Annotated in this window: 11 protein-coding genes; 7 read left to right on the top strand and 4 right to left on the bottom strand. The window is 72.2% G+C overall.

Going from position 1 to position 14,284, the window contains the following annotated elements:
- Window positions 1-264: 264 nt before the first annotated feature.
- Entirely contained in the window at window positions 265-2,028 is a 1,764-nt protein-coding gene (locus KUM40_RS14130; protein WP_217166225.1) for a 3-hydroxyacyl-CoA dehydrogenase family protein, read from the bottom strand.
- Window positions 2,025-3,494, bottom strand: a complete 1,470-nt coding sequence (ccrA, locus tag KUM40_RS14125; RefSeq protein ID WP_217166223.1) for a crotonyl-CoA carboxylase/reductase — start codon at window positions 3,492-3,494, stop codon at window positions 2,025-2,027. The genes KUM40_RS14130 and ccrA overlap by 4 nt, the downstream gene beginning before the upstream one ends.
- 313 nt (window positions 3,495-3,807) lie before the next feature.
- Between ccrA and KUM40_RS14120 the strand changes: the two genes are divergently transcribed.
- Genes KUM40_RS14120 through KUM40_RS14100 form a run of 5 tightly spaced genes read left to right on the top strand, consistent with a single transcriptional unit; the run spans window position 3,808 to window position 9,944 of the window.
- A complete protein-coding gene (locus KUM40_RS14120) occupies window positions 3,808-5,160 on the top strand; it encodes a cation:proton antiporter (protein WP_217166221.1) in 1,353 nt (450 codons plus the stop codon).
- 52 nt (window positions 5,161-5,212) lie between these two features.
- Window positions 5,213-6,691: a citrate/2-methylcitrate synthase gene (locus KUM40_RS14115; RefSeq protein WP_217166219.1), complete on the top strand. Its 1,479-nt coding sequence runs from the start codon at window positions 5,213-5,215 to the stop codon at window positions 6,689-6,691.
- 53 nt (window positions 6,692-6,744) lie between these two features.
- Window positions 6,745-7,884 carry an acyl-CoA dehydrogenase family protein gene (locus tag KUM40_RS14110; protein ID WP_217166218.1) on the top strand — a complete coding sequence of 380 codons (1,140 nt, stop codon included), beginning with the start codon at window positions 6,745-6,747 and terminating at the stop codon, window positions 7,882-7,884.
- Window positions 7,881-9,356 (top strand): amino acid adenylation domain-containing protein, encoded by a 1,476-nt coding sequence (locus KUM40_RS14105; RefSeq protein ID WP_217166217.1) that lies wholly within the window; start codon window positions 7,881-7,883, stop codon window positions 9,354-9,356. The genes KUM40_RS14110 and KUM40_RS14105 overlap by 4 nt, the downstream gene beginning before the upstream one ends.
- Window positions 9,357-9,413: 57 nt before the next feature.
- Complete coding sequence (locus KUM40_RS14100) at window positions 9,414-9,944, top strand: flavin reductase family protein (protein WP_217166216.1); 531 nt, start codon at window positions 9,414-9,416, stop codon at window positions 9,942-9,944.
- 77 nt (window positions 9,945-10,021) lie between these two features.
- Here the strand turns inward: KUM40_RS14100 and KUM40_RS42125 are convergent, their stop codons facing one another.
- Window positions 10,022-11,470, bottom strand: coding sequence for a thioesterase domain-containing protein (locus KUM40_RS42125; RefSeq protein WP_302180849.1), 1,449 nt, complete (start codon window positions 11,468-11,470; stop codon window positions 10,022-10,024).
- Window positions 11,467-12,390 (bottom strand): 4'-phosphopantetheinyl transferase superfamily protein, encoded by a 924-nt coding sequence (locus tag KUM40_RS14090; RefSeq protein WP_217166214.1) that lies wholly within the window; start codon window positions 12,388-12,390, stop codon window positions 11,467-11,469. Before KUM40_RS14090 ends, KUM40_RS42125 begins: the two co-directional genes overlap by 4 nt.
- A gap of 207 nt (window positions 12,391-12,597) precedes the next feature.
- On the opposite strand from KUM40_RS14090, the gene KUM40_RS14085 reads away from it, so the two are divergent.
- Both KUM40_RS14085 and KUM40_RS14080 read left to right on the top strand, forming a co-directional pair.
- Window positions 12,598-12,867, top strand: a complete 270-nt coding sequence (locus tag KUM40_RS14085; RefSeq protein ID WP_217166212.1) for an acyl carrier protein — start codon at window positions 12,598-12,600, stop codon at window positions 12,865-12,867.
- A gap of 49 nt (window positions 12,868-12,916) precedes the next feature.
- Window positions 12,917-14,275 (top strand): NAD(P)/FAD-dependent oxidoreductase, encoded by a 1,359-nt coding sequence (locus KUM40_RS14080; protein WP_217166211.1) that lies wholly within the window; start codon window positions 12,917-12,919, stop codon window positions 14,273-14,275.
- The last annotated feature ends 9 nt before the right edge of the window (window positions 14,276-14,284 follow it).

Genomic DNA, 14,284 nt, shown 5'->3' with positions numbered 1-14,284 from the left:
ACGTTGTTCACCGGGCCCCGTGCGTCGCGCGGAGGTCGGTCCGCGCCGTCGGTGTGAGGGGTGAGGGGTGAGGGTTGGGCACGCCACCGGGCCGGGCCGCCCCCGGGCAGCCGGTCGGCTGCCGGGCGAGGGTGTCGTCGCCGCTCGCGCGGGTGGTCCTGTCGGAGCCTCGATTGCCCATCGTCTGCTCCCTCGGTACGTGGCGCCCCGTACCCGGGACGCCGAAGCCTGCGGTGCCGCCGGTCCCGTACGGACCGGGCCGCGTCAGCCGCCGTACACCCGGAATCCCGCCCCGGACTTGCGTCCCGCACGGCCGGCGGCGACCAGGTGGCCCAGCAGGGGCGCGGGGACGGAGCCGGGGTGGCGGTCGGCGTCGTGCAGGACGCGCTGGATGCTGAGCGAGATGTCGAGGCCGATGATGTCGAGGAGTTCGAAGGGGCCCAGGGGGTAGCCGCAGCCCAGCTTCATCACGTCGTCGATGTCGTCGGCGGTGGCGTAGTGGCTCTCGGTCAGCCGGACGGCGCCGTTGAGGTACGGGAAGAGCAGCGCGTTGACGATGAAGCCGGGCCGGTCCATGCACTGCACGGGGTGTTTGCCGAGCCGCTCGCACAACTCCCTCGCGGTCCGTACGTGATGGGGCGAGGTCTCCAGCGAGGGGACGACCTCGACGAGCCGCATGAGAGGCGCCGGGTTGAAGAAGTGCATGCCCATGACGTCTTCGGGACGCCCCGAGGCGAGACCGCACTCGATGACGGGCAGACTGGACGTGGTGGTGGCCAGCAGCGCGCCCGGCTTGCACAGCACGCCGAGCTTGGCGAAGAGCCGCTTCTTGACGTCCAGGTCCTCGGCGATGGCCTCGATCACCAGGTCGCAGTCGGCCAGCCGGGTCAGATCGCTGCCGGGGGTGAGCAGTGCGAGTGCGGCGTCGCGCTCGGCCTCGGCCAGCTTTCCGCGCCGTACGGCCCGGCCGGTCGACCCGGCCACCGACTCCCGGGCGGACTTGGCGCGTTCGTCGGTGCGGCCGACGAGGACCGTGGCGCAGCCGCCCTTGGTGAGGACCTCCGCGATACCGGTGGCCATGGTGCCGGTGCCGACGATGCCCACGGTGGCGATCGGGTTCGCCGGCCGGGCGGCGGGCGCCGCAGGGCCGGTGGTACCGGTGTTGTGGGAGGGCGGCGTGCGGTAGTCGTAGAAGCCGCGTCCGGACTTGCGGCCGAGCAGGCCGGCCAGGGCCATGTGGCGGAGCCTGCGGGCGGGCTGGAGTGCGGGCTCGTCCAGGCGCGCGGCAAGGACGTCGAGGATGTCGCAGGCGGTGTCCGTGCCGACCAGGTCGAGGAGTTGCAGCGGTCCCAGGGGCAGTCCGCAGCCGTGGCGCATGGCGGCGTCGATGTCGTCGCGTTCGGCGACCCGCTGCTCGTACATGGTGACACTCTGGTTGAGGAAGCCGAAGAGCAGGGAGGCGGAGATCAGTCCCGCCCGGTCGCCGACGGTCACCTCGCGCAGCCCGAGGGCACCGGTCAGGTCGTGGACCCGGTCGAGGGCGGAGTCGTCGGCCATGACGGTGCGGCCGATCTCCGCGACGCCGGAGGTGGGCAGGGCGAGGTGGAGGCCGACGAGCCGGCCGGGGCGGCCACAGGCGGCGGCGAGGTCGGTGAGGGAGAGTGCGCAGGCGCTGGTGGCGAGGACGGTGTCGAGGGGGCAGACACGGGCGAGTTCGCGCAGTACCTCGACCTTGACGTCCCGGCGTTCGGGCACCGCCTCGACGACGGTACCGGCCCCGGCGAGCTGCTCCCAGTGGTCCACGAGCCGTACGCGTCCGTGCGCGTCGGCCGCCTCCTGGCGGGTGACGGTACCGTCGGCGACGGCAGTCTCGAGGAGCCCTCGCGGCCGGGTGCGGGCCTCGGGGCGGGGGTCGAGCGCGAGGACGTCGAGCCCGGCGAGGGCGGCCCGGTGGGCGAGGGCACTGCCGATGGTTCCCAGGCCGACGATGCCCAGGGGGCCAGGGTGGCGGCGGGTGTGGTCGCTCATGCCGCGGCCCCCGCGGCCCCCGCGGTCGTCGTGGGCGTAGTGGGCGTAGTGGGCGTAGTAGGCGTAGTAGGCGTCGAGGTCCTGGTGGCGGTCGTCGTCAGGGCCGGTCCCGGGCTCGCGGGGCCCGGCGGCTGGATACGGAAGCGGTTGATGGCCGCCTCGCGGGGCGCGCGGAACTCCGGGTCGGTGACGCCGAGGCCCTCGGCGGGGGCGAGGCAGCGGACGCCGACCTTGCCGTGGTGTTCGTTGCGGTGGATGGACTGGACGGCGTCGGCGACGTCGTCGAGGGCATAGGTCCGCGACAGGGTGGGGTGGATCCTGCCCTTGGCGACCAGGCGGTTGGCCTCCCAGGCCTCGCGGTAGTTGGCGCAGTGGGAGCCGATGATGCGCTTCAGGGACATCCACAGGTAGCGGTTGTCGTACTCGTGGCTGTAGCCGGTGGTGGAGGCGCAGGTGACGATGGTGCCGCCCTTGCGGGTGACGTACACGGAGGCGCCGAAGGTCTCGCGGCCAGGGTGTTCGAAGACGATGTCGACGTCCTCGCCTCCGGTGAGTTCGCGGATGCGGGCGCCGAACCGGCGCCACTCCTTGGGGTCCTGGGTGTGCGGGTCCCGCCAGAAGCGGTAGTCCTCGGCGGTGCGGTCGATGATCAGTTCGGCGCCCAGTGCGCGGGCGAGGGCCGCCTTCTGAGGTGAGGACACGACGCAGACGGGGTTGGCGCCGCCGGCCAGGGCGAGCTGGGTGGCGTAGGAGCCGAGACCCCCGACGGCGCCCCAGACGAGGACGTTGTCGCCCTGCTTCATACCGGCGCCGTTCTGAGTGACCAACTGCCGGTACGCGGTCGAGTTGACCAGTCCGGGCGAGGCGGCCTCCTCCCAGGTGAGGTGGGCTGCCTTGGGCATGAGCTGGGTGGCCTTGACGAGGGCGAGTTCGGCGAGTCCGCCGTAGTTCGTCTCGTATCCCCAGATGCGCTGCTCGGGGTCGAGCATCGGGTCGCCGTGGCCTGCGGCGTCCTCCAGTTCCACCGAGACGCAGTGCGCCACGACCCGGTCGCCGGCGTTCCAACGGCGCACACCGGGGCCGCACTTGAGGACGACGCCGGCCAGATCGGAGCCGATGACGTGGTACGGCTGGTCGTGCCGTGCGGCCAGGCCGCCGAGGCGGGCGTAGCGCTCGAGGAAGGCGAAGGTGGGGACGGGCGAGAACAGCGCGCTCCAGACGGTGTTGTAGTTCACGGCGCCGGCCATGACCGCCACGAGGACCTCGCCGGGTCCGGGATCGGGGGTCGGCACGTCCTGGATGTGGAGGGAGTCGGCGGGCCGCCGCTCGCGCAGCGGGACGCCCTCGAACATCCCCACCTCGTCCTTGTGGAGAACGGCGGCCCGGAAGGATTCGGGGACTTCGAGAGCCGCCACATCGGCAGGTACCGAGTCCGGGGACTCGATGACCTCCACCAGTTCACGCATGGTCTGGCACCGCCTTCCGCGGTTCGTGCTCGGGAGACACAACTCAGCAAACGGATAACTCAACGAATGACGAACTCAACAGGTAGGGAGTTTTACACAGGGCCGGGACACCGGCAAGCCCCGCGAACAAGCCCCGAGAGCGGGCCCCGCGAGCAGGCCCCGCGAGGTCGCCCGCACGGGACCGCCGGCACCGCGGGGCACCGACGCCCCTTGTCCGGACACCGGCGCCCGTGCAAAACTCATCAACGGTTGATTTCTGTTGCCAATGAATTCTGTTCGTCGCTCGACGACCGCCGAAGCCCAAGGAGACGCCGTGACGCAACCGCACGCGCTCGAAGACATGCAGGCCACCGCCATCGCCGGGATCGCCGTCATCCTCATCGTGGGCGCGGCCCTCGCACGCCTCGCGCGACGGCTCCGCCAGCCGGCCGTCATCGGAGAGATCACCGCGGGCATCCTGCTGGGTCCGAGCCTGCTCGGGCTGTTCCCCGGCGACCTGACGCAGCGGCTGTTCCCGGACGACGTCCGGCCCGTCCTGGCCATGGTCGCCCAACTGGGCTTACTGCTCTTCATGTTCACCGTCGGCTGGGAACTGGACTGGTCGACGATGCGCCGCAGGAAGCGCTCGGTCGCCGCGGTGACCGCGGGCAGCATGCTCGGCCCTCTGCTGCTGGGCATGGGGGTCGCCGCGATCATCTACGGCAATCACTCCCACATCGACGGCGACAAGGTGCCGTTCTTCTCCTTCGTCCTGTACCTGGGCGTCAGCATGTCGATCACCGCGTTCCCGGTGCTGGCCCGCATCCTCAAGGACAACCACATCGGGCGCACCAAGATCGGGGCGCTCGCGCTGACCAGCGCCGCGTTCGGTGACGTACTGGCCTGGTGCCTGCTGGCCGCGGTCGTCGCCGTCGTCACCTCGTCAGGACCCTCCGCGTTCACCGACACGGTCTGGATGTCGGCCGGTTACGGCGCCGCGATGATCGTCGTCGTCCGCCCGCTGCTGGCCCGCTCCGTCGCGTGGACGTCCAAACGGGGCAGCGGCACCTACCTGGCGGGGCTGGTGACGGCAGGTCTGCTGCTCTCGGCGTTCGCCACGGCCAAGATCGGCATCCACCCCATCTTCGGCGCGTTCGCCTTCGGACTGGCCATGCCGCGCAGGCCGAAGGCGCTGCTGGAGGAGAAGATGCTGCGCCCGCTCCAGCACACGGGCGAGCTGATGCTGCCCGTCTACTTCATCATCACCGGGCTCTCGGTCGACATCGCGTCGATGTCGGCGACGGCCTGGGGCGAGCTGTCGCTCATCCTCGCCGCCTCCATCCTGGGCAAGCTGTTCGGGGCCGCGCTGCCGGCCAGGACCTTCGGGCTGACCTGGCGGGAGTCGACGGGCGTCGGAGTGCTCATGAACACCCGGGGCCTGACCGAACTGGTCATCCTCGGGGTCGGTCTGAACCTGGGGGTGCTCGACCAGACCCTGTTCACGGAGATGGTTCTCATGGCGCTGATCACCACCGCGATGGCCGGTCCCATTCTCCCCTACGTCATCCCCCGCGCGCGGATGGACCTCGTCTCCTCGCACGCGGACTCCTCGCACGCCGGCTCCGCGCCCGTCGTCCGGCTGCCCGAACAGCAGCGCGGCCGGGCGACGTCGGACCTGGCCGGTTGACCGCCGCGCGTCGGCCACCGCCCCGCCCCAACAGCGCCGCACGAACAAGGAGATGGCCCTGGTGCACCCCGTCATCAGCACTCTTTCCCGCGTCTTCGACATGCCGTCGGAGTTCATCGGCGACGAGATGCGACTCCGCGCCGTCACCAGTTGGGACAACCTCACCGCCGTGGAACTCCAGGTACATCTGGAGCACGAGCTGGGCACCACACTCGACGACCATCTCATCGAGCACATCGACTCCGTGGGACAGCTACGCGCCTTCTACGACGAGCGACTCGCCGAGCTGTCGCGGTTCAAGGCCCCGCCGGACGCGTCGTCGATCGCCCCCGCGCTGCCCGCGGTCCGGGCCGGCGGCGGCGTCGGCGGGGGCGGGGGCGGCGCCGACGCCGACGCCTCGCCGGAGCAGCACGAGCGCCCCCGAGGTGACGAGCCGGCCGACATCTCGCAGATGATCGTCGGCGAGACCGGGATATCCGAGGTGGACCCGGCCCGCGGCCGGCTGTCGTACCGGGGCTACCCCATCGAGGAGCTGATCGGCCGGGTGACCTTCGAGGAGGTCGTCCATCTGCTGATCCGCGGCTGGCTGCCGGACCCCGACGAGTTGAGCGCCTTCCGGGCCCGCCTCGCCGCGGCCCGCGAGCTGCCGCCGATGGTCGCCACCAACCTCGTACTCAACGCGGGCGCCAGCACCTCGTCGGTCCTGCGCACCGCCGTCCCCGCCCTCGGAGTCGCCGCCGAGGCCAACGCCGACCCGGCCGCCCACATCGACCTGCGCGAACGGCTGATCGCCCGGATACCGACGATCTTCGCGACCCAGCAGGCGGCCCGCGCCGGACGCCGGATGCCGGACCCCGCGCCGGAACTGTCGCACGCCGAGAACATCCTCTACATGCTCGGCCTGCCCCGCGACCCGGAACGCGTCCGCCTCGTCGACCTCTGCCTCGTGCTGCAGGCCGAACACGGCTGCAACGCCTCGGCGTTCGCGGCCCGGGTCGCGGCCGGGACCGGCGCCGACACCTTCGCCACCATCACCGTGGCGCTCGCCACCTTCACCGGCCCGCTGCACGGCGGCGCCGCCCACCAGGTCATCGACCTGGCCCGCGGCGACGACGACCCCGACACCGCCGCCGCCTATCTGCGCGGCCGGGTCGACCAGGCCGCCGCCGCGCGCGCCCGGACCGTCTCGTACGCCGAGGAGGACCCCCGCGTACGGCCCCTGCGGGAGGCCGCCCGCCGCTTCAACGGCAGCCCCGGCAACGACCACGTCCTGCAGGTCCTGGACGCGGTACGGGCCGCGGCCCACCCGTCGAAGGGGCCCCGCCCCTATCTGACCGTGGACTGCTACGCCGCCGCGATCTACCACCTGCTGGGCATGCCCGCCGACCTGTTCGTCCCGATGTTCGCGGCCGCCCGGGTGCCCGGCTGGCTCGCCCACGTGGAGGAGCAGCGCACCCGCCAGGGGCGCATCCATCCGCGGCTGCGCTACGTCGGCCCGCGGAACCTGCGGCACTTCCCCGAGCAGGACTGACCAGCGATCCGATGAGGGAGGGCGCCCCCTTCCCCGTACCCCCAGGAGCAGATGTGGAGTTCGGCTGGAACGAGGGCCAACAGGCCCGCTACGACGAGGTACTGGACGCGACCCGGACCGCGTTTCCCGCGCCGCCGGGCCCCGGCCACGGGTTCTACTCCCGCAAGGACTGGCTGCGCCTCGGTGAGATCGGCATGCTCGGCTCCTGCCTGCCCGAGGAACACGGCGGTCAGGGACTCGGCGCCCTCGACACGGCGCGGGTCGTGGAGGCGGTGGGCCGGGGCTGCGCGGACACGGGACTGGTGTTCGGCGCCGCCGCGCACACCTTCGCGTGCGCCGTGCCCGTCGCCCGCTTCGGCGGCGAGGCGCTGCGCCGGCGGCTGCTGCCCGCACTGGCGTCGGGCCGGCTGATCGCGGGCAACGCGATGACCGAACCGGAGGCGGGCTCGGACTCGTCGCGGCTCGGCACCGTCGCCCGGCCGGTGGACGGCGGGTTCGTGCTGAACGGCACGAAGAGCTTCGTCAGCAACGGCCCTGCCGCCGACGTGTACGTCACCTACGCGACCGTCGACCCGAAGATGGGCTTCCTCGGCGTCACGGGCCTGGTCGTCGACCGCGAGACGCCGGGGGTCGTGGTCGGCAAGCCGTACGAGAAGATGGGCCTGCACTCCTGCCCGGCCGGCGCGATCAGCTTCGAGGACTGCTTCGTGCCCGAGGAGAACGCGCTCGGGGCCGTCGGCGGCGGCGCGGCGATCTTCCAGCACTCCATGGGCTGGGAGCGGGCCTGCCTGTTCGCCCTCTACGTCGGCCTGCTCGACCGGCTCGTCGAGCAGTGCGTGACGCACGCTCGCGAGCGGCGCCAGTTCGGGCGCCGGATCGGCGAGTTCCAGGCGGTGTCCCACCGGATCGCCGACATGAAGCTGCGTCTCGAAAGCGCCCGGCTGCTGCTGTACCGCGCCTGCTGGTCGATGGACCGGGGCGACCCGTCGGTGCTCGCCATCGCCCTGTCGAAGCTGGCCGTCTCGGAGGGCGTGCTGGCCTCCGCGGCCGACGCGGTCCGGGTGTTCGGCGGCCGCGGCTATCTGCGGGAGGACGGCGTCGAGGCGGCCCTGCGCGACGCCGTGCCCAGCACGATCTTCTCGGGAACGTCGGACATCCAGCGTCAGTTGATAGTGAAGGAGATAGGTCTGTGAGGCTCCACCAGCTCGTCATCGACTCAAGCCGGCGCACCCCGGACGCCCCGGCCGTGCGCTCCTCCCAGGGGGTCTTCAGCTACCGGGACCTGGACGCCCTCGCCGACCGGTACGCGGCCGCGCTGCACCGGCGCGGGGTGCGGCCCGGGGACCGGGTGGTGCTGTGGACGCACAAGACCCTGGACGCCATCGCCCTCATGCAGGGCGCGCTGCGCGTCGGCGCGATCTACGCGCCGGTCAGCGCCAACAACCCGGCCGCCCGCGTGCTGCGGATCGCCGCCGGCTGCTCGCCCGCCCTGGTGGTGGCCGACGCCGACGGGGTACGCCGGGCCGCGAGCGCCGGCTGGGACCCCGCGCTGCCGCTCGCCTCGTTCGCCGAGGTGCGCGAGGAGGCGCCCGCCGAGGACGCCCCGGCCCCGTACGAGAACGAGCCCGACGAACCGGCGTACATCCTCTACACCTCGGGTTCGACCGGTGAGCCGAAGGGTGTCTGCATCAGCCACCGCAACGCGCTCGCGTTCGTCCGCTGGGCCGCCGCCGAGGTGGGGGTGAGCGCCGACGACCGGCTCTCCAACCACGCGCCGTTCAACTTCGACCTGTCGGTGTTCGACCTGTACGCCACCTTCCTGGCCGGCGCCTCGGTCGTGCTGATCCCCGAGGGCCTCGCCTACGACCCGGCGCAGCTCGGCACCCTGATACGCCGTGAGCGGATCAGCGTCTGGTACTCGGTGCCGTCGGCGCTGGTGCTGATGATGCGGCGCGGCGAGCTGCTCGGCGGTGAGCCGCCCCAGGACCTGCGGGTCTGCGTGTTCGCCGGGGAGCCGTTCCCGATCCAGCAGTTGCACGAGCTGCGCAAGGCCTGGCCGGACGTGCGGATGTTCAACTGGTACGGGCCGACCGAGACCAATGTGTGCACGAGTTACGAGGTCACCGACCGGGACCTGGGCAGCACCCGCCCGCTGCCGATCGGCACCGCCGTCTCCGGGGACCGCATCCGGCTGCACCCGCCGCGCGCCGGCGAGGGCGAGATCGTGGTCAGCGGTCCGACGGTGATGCTCGGCTACTGGGGGCAGGAGCCGCAGAAGGGCGCCTACTACACCGGGGACATCGGGCGGATGGGCCCCGACGGGATGCTGGAGTACGTCGGGCGCCGCGACCACATGGTGAAGGTGCGCGGGCACCGGATCGAGCTCGGTGACATCGAGACGGTGGTCGCCGCGAACCCCAAGGTGGCCTCGGCGGCGTGCGTCGTGGTGGGCAGCGGTCTGGACGCCGAGATCCACGCCGTGGTGGTGCCCGAGGGGCCCGCGGGCCCCGGGCTTCTGGAGCTCAAGCGCGAGTGCGCGGACCGGCTGCCCCTCTACATGGTGGTCGACGCGGTGCACGTCCGCGACGAACTGCCGCTGACCGGCAACGGCAAGACGGACACCCGGGCACTGCGGGAGGAGATCACCTCCGTCGACGCACGGTGAACCCCGACGACCTCAGCGGCCCTGATCCGCCTCGGAGTCAGAGACGAGGAACTGCACATGTCCCATCGATTCAGCACGTCCGACACCCTGTTGGAGCAGGTGGACCTCGACACGTTCCGCTCGGTTATGGGCTCACTGCCCACCGGTGTGAGCGTCGTGACGAGCCTGACGGCCGACGGTGAGCCACGCGGGCTCACCTGCAGCGCGGTGTGCAGCGTGTCGGCCTCGCCGCCGCTGCTCCTGGTCTGTGTCAAGCAGCCCAGCGCCACGCTCGAAGCCATCGGTGAGAGTTCGGTGTTCGCGGTGAACTTCCTGTCCGCCGAGATGGCCGAGACGGCACGCGTCTTCGCCTCCCCGGTGCCCGAACGGTTCTCCGCGGTGTCCTGGAGCCCGGGCAAGCGCACCGGCGCGCCGGTCCTGGACGACACGGTCGCCTTCGCCGAGTGCGTCCTGACCAGCAGCCATCTGGCGGGCGACCACCAGGTCCTGATCGGCCGGCTGGTCCACGGCGAGGTCTCCGCGACCCGCACCCCGCTGGCCTACTGGCGGGCCCGCTTCTCGGAACTGCGCGCCCGTCCGGCCGCCTGAGCCGCCACACGCCGCCGGCCCCCGTCCCGTTTCCCGGGAGGGGGCCGGCGGCGTTGTATGCGTGGCGCGGGTCGTGGTCAGGCCCGGGAACCGGGGTCCGGCAGGCTCCGGAGCACTCCGGCGACGTAGGCGTGGAAGGCCGGGTCGTCGAGCAGGAAGTGTGCGCCGGGCAGCCACTCGACGGAGACGTCACCGACGCCGTGGTTCTCCCAGTCCCGCAGGCCCGCGTCGTCGACCATGGGGTCGTCCACGCCCGCGCACACCCACAGCGGGGCCCGCAGCGGCGGTCCGGGCAGTGGGGTGTACGTCTCCGAGAGGGTGAAGTCGGCGCGCAGCACCGGCAGGAACAGCTCGACCAGCTCGGGGTGGTCGAAGAGCTGCGGCGGGGTGCCGCCGAGCCGGCGCACGGACTCCAGGAAGGCGGGGGCGGCCAGGGTGTGCAGGTCCGGCAGGACGCGGCGGGCGGTGGGACCGTTGCGGCCGACGACGACGACACCGGCGGGCGGCCTGCCCAGGGCGCTCCAGTAGCGGCCGATCTCGTACGCGAACGCCGCGCCCATGCTGTGGCCGAGCAGGACGTACTCCCCGGTGGTGAGCGGCGCCGTTGCGCGGATCAGATCCTCCAGGACGGCGCCGAAGTCGTCGCGTACGGGCTCGGCCATCCTGGTGCCGTGGCCGGGGAGTTCGAGGAGCGTCGTGCGCGCGGCGTCCGGCAGCACGGCCTGAAGACTCGCGAACGCCCGCGCGGCACCACCCGCATGCGGAAGGCAAATCAACGCGGGCCCGATCCGCCCGCCCCACGCCGGCACGGCGCCGGGCGCCTCGGCGGGACCGAGTGTCTCGGCGGTACCGGGTGCCCCGACGGGACCGGGCGCCCCGACGGGGACGGGTGCCCCGGTGGCGCGAGGATCCTCGGCGGGGACGGGTGCCTCAATGGGGCCAGGGGCCTCGGCGGTGGCGGGTACCTCGCCGGTGGCGAGTGCCCCAACGGGGACGGGCGCCCCGGCAGTGGCAGATGCCCCAACGATGGCAGGCGCCCCCGCGATGGCAGGTACCTCGCCGGTGGCGAGTGCTCCGACGGTGGCAAATGCCCCGACGGGGACGGGCGACCCGGCAGTGGCAGGTATCCCGGAGGTGGCGGGTGACCCGGCAGTGGCGGATGCCCCGACGATGGCGGGCGCCACCGCGGTGGCAGGTACCTCCCCGGTGGCGAGTGCCCCCGCAACGGCAGGCGCCCCAACGATGGCGGACGCCCCGGCAGCGGCAGGTGCCCCGGAGGGGACGGGTACCTCGACGGTGGCAGGTGCCCCGGCAGTGGCAGGTGTCCCGGCAGTGGCAGATGCCCCGACGATGGCGGGCACCCCGGCAGCGGCAAGCGCCCCGGAGGCGGCGGGTACCTCGACGGTGGCGGGTGACCCGGAGGCGGCGGGCGCCACCGCGGTGGCGGGTGACCCGGCAGGGACGGACGCGCCGGAGGTGGTGGGTGTCTCGGCGGGGGTGGTGTGCCGGGGAGTGCTCAGCTTCATGACGGGGTCTCCTTGGTGGCTGGTGAGCCGGTCGGCTGCGAAGCGGCGGTCAGTGGGGGCGCCGTGGGCGGCGACGGCGGGCGGCGCACGACGTGTTCCGGGGCGCCCGTGGGTACGCCGTCGCCCTCGTCGCCACCCGCGACCGCGACCGCGGCGACCTCGGACGGCGTGAGGCGCGCGCCCGGCGTCAGCGTGCGCACGCGTACGTCCTCGCCGCCGCCCGTGACCGCGACCGCGGCCCGGTAGTGCGGGCCGAGGTCGACGAGGCGGACGGTCCAGCGGCGGGTGGGGGCGCCGGGCGCGGCGTGCACCGGGACCGGGCCCGCGCGGCGGGCGCCCGGGGTCACGCGGACCGCGGTGAGGTCGCCCGCGAGTCCGCTGCCGATCGCCTTGAGGACCGCCTCCTTGCAGGTCCAGTGGGCGAACAGGCCGGTGTGCGCGGCGTCCTCGCGGTCGGTGGGCCAGCGGTCCGCCTCCCAGTCGGAGAGGATCTGGCGCCGCATCCCCGCCGGGTCCCGGAGCGGCACGATCCGTTCGACGTCGACGCCGACGGGACCGTCGCGGCTGACCGCGATCAGGGACATGCCGCCGGTGTGAGCCAGGCTGACGCGCAGGCCCGGCCGGCCGCGGACGTAGGGCTTGCCGAAGGTGCCCCGGACGAAGGCGACCTGGGACCAGTGCACGCCGGCGTAGGCGGCGGTGACGCCTCTCAGCGCGGCGTGCGCGGAGGCGTACAGCGCCCGCTGGGAGGCGACGAGGTGCCCGAGGCGGGCCAGCTCGTCCGGCGGCAGGAACGCGGCGCAGCGCCGCAGGACCGCCTCGCCGCCGGGTCCGGGGCCCGGCTCGGGGACCGCCCAGACGTGGGTCTGCCCGGGCGGCGGCCCGTGCACCGCCCGGTTCGCGTCGTCCTGTGCCCGCATCCCCGGCCCCTTCGGTCCCCGGTCGGCGGCGGTCTGTCGTCCTCGCTTGCCGCCGACCCCTTGACGATGAACTCAACACTAGTAGAGTTCATCGAGAAATGACATCATCAGGCGTTGAAATACGGCGTTGAAACCGCCGATCGCCGCACTCCCGGCGGGACATCCGGCGGGACACCCACCCGTCAACACGCCTCCAGGAGGTACGCCGTGGCCAGTGACCGCGACGAACTGATCGTCCAGCTCACCGAGTTCGTCCAGGAGCGACTGCTCGCGGAGCCCGACAGCCAGGGCATCGCCCCGGACACCCCGCTGCTCGAGTGGGGCATCCTCACCTCGATCAACACCGCCCAGTTGCTCACCTACATCCGGGACGAGCTGGGAACGAACATCCCGCCGACCGAGCTGACCGGCACCAACTTCCAGAACCTGGACAGCATCACCGACCTGCTGCTGTCCCTCCGTACGCCCGTCCACTGACCTGCGGCCACGGCGCGACGTCACCCACCAGAACCCGATAGGAGCTCACGTGTCTGAGGCATCGGCGAACTACGACTACGACATCGGCATCATCGGCGGCGGCCCGGCCGGCGCCACCGCCGCCTCCTACCTCGCCAAGGAGGGGATGTCGGTGGTGGTCTTCGAATCGGAGACCTTTCCCCGCGAGCACGTCGGCGAGTCGCTGGTCCCGGCCACCACGCCGGTGCTCCTGGAGACCGGCGCGATGGCGAAGGTCGAGGCCGCGGGCTTCCCCAAGAAGTACGGCGCCGCCTGGACCTCCGCGCAGGACGGGGACATCGACCACCTGGGCTTCACGGGCCTGGACCACGACTTCCGTGCCGCCGAGGTGCTGTTCAGCGAGCGCGACCAGGCCGGCGTCGACCGGGACCACACCTTCCACGTGGACCGCTCGAAGTTCGACCAGATCCTGCTGCAGCACGCGGAGAGCCTGGGCGCCAAGGTCTACCACGGCGTCCGGGTCAACCGCGTCGACTTCACCGACCGCGACCGCCCGGTGATCCGGGCGAAGGTCGGCAACCAGCAGGTCGGCGTGCCCGTGCGCATGGTCGTCGACGCCAGCGGCCGCCGCACGATGATGGGCAGCCAGCTCAAGGTCAAGCAGCCGGACCCGGTCTTCAACCAGTACGCGGTGCACGCCTGGTTCGACGACTTCGACCGCAAGGCCCTCGCCGTCAACAAGGACCAGGCGGACTACATCTTCATCCACTTCCTCCCGCTGGAGGACACCTGGGTGTGGCAGATCCCGATCACCGACACCATCACGTCCATAGGTGTCGTCACCCAGAAGCAGCGGTTCAAGGAAGCCAAGAACGACCTGGAGACGTTCTTCTGGGACATGGTCGGCAGCCGCCCGGCCCTCCAGGACGCGCTCAAGAACGCCAAGCGCGTCAAGCCGTTCAAGGCCGAGGGCGACTACAGCTACGCCCTGACCCAGATCTCCGACGACTCGCTCGTCATGATCGGCGACGCGGCCCGGTTCGTCGACCCGATCTTCTCCAGCGGTGTCAGCGTCGCGCTCAACAGTGCCCGGATGGCCTGCGCGGACATCGTCGCGGCCCACAAGGCCGGCGACTTCCGCCAGGAGCGGTTCGACACGTACGTGGGCAAGCTCCGCGCGGCGTGCGGGATCTGGTACGAGTTCATCTCGATCTACTACCGGCTCAACATCCTGTTCACCGCGTTCGTCCAAGACCCGCGCTACCGCCTGGACGTCCTCAAGATGCTCCAGGGCGACGTGTACGACGGGGAGCCCAAGGCGCTGGCGGCGATGCGGGAGATTGTCGAGGCGGTCGAGAACGACCCCGACCACCTGTGGCACAAGTACCTGGGGACCCTCAAGGCCCCCTCGGCGGCAGCCCAGTTCTAGGGCGGGCCG

The sequence above is a fragment of the Streptomyces sp. AC512_CC834 genome (assembly GCF_019049325.1).
Taxonomy (GTDB): Bacteria; Actinomycetota; Actinomycetes; order Streptomycetales; family Streptomycetaceae; genus Streptomyces.
The sequence above is the reverse complement of the archived record's forward strand: the minus strand, read 5'-3'. Positions and strand labels throughout refer to the sequence as shown.

What these genes read in the sequence shown, in the direction of transcription:
- KUM40_RS14130 (WP_217166225.1), bottom strand. Translation starts at nt 2,028, where the DNA reads ATGAGCGACCACACCCGCCGCCACCCTGGCCCCCTGGGCATCGTCGGC.
- ccrA (WP_217166223.1), bottom strand. Translation starts at nt 3,494, where the DNA reads ATGCGTGAACTGGTGGAGGTCATCGAGTCCCCGGACTCGGTACCTGCC.
- KUM40_RS14115 (WP_217166219.1), top strand. Translation starts at nt 5,213, where the DNA reads ATGGCCCTGGTGCACCCCGTCATCAGCACTCTTTCCCGCGTCTTCGAC.
- KUM40_RS14100 (WP_217166216.1), top strand. Translation starts at nt 9,414, where the DNA reads ATGTCCCATCGATTCAGCACGTCCGACACCCTGTTGGAGCAGGTGGAC.
- KUM40_RS42125 (WP_302180849.1), bottom strand. Translation starts at nt 11,470, where the DNA reads ATGAAGCTGAGCACTCCCCGGCACACCACCCCCGCCGAGACACCCACC.
- KUM40_RS14090 (WP_217166214.1), bottom strand. Translation starts at nt 12,390, where the DNA reads ATGCGGGCACAGGACGACGCGAACCGGGCGGTGCACGGGCCGCCGCCC.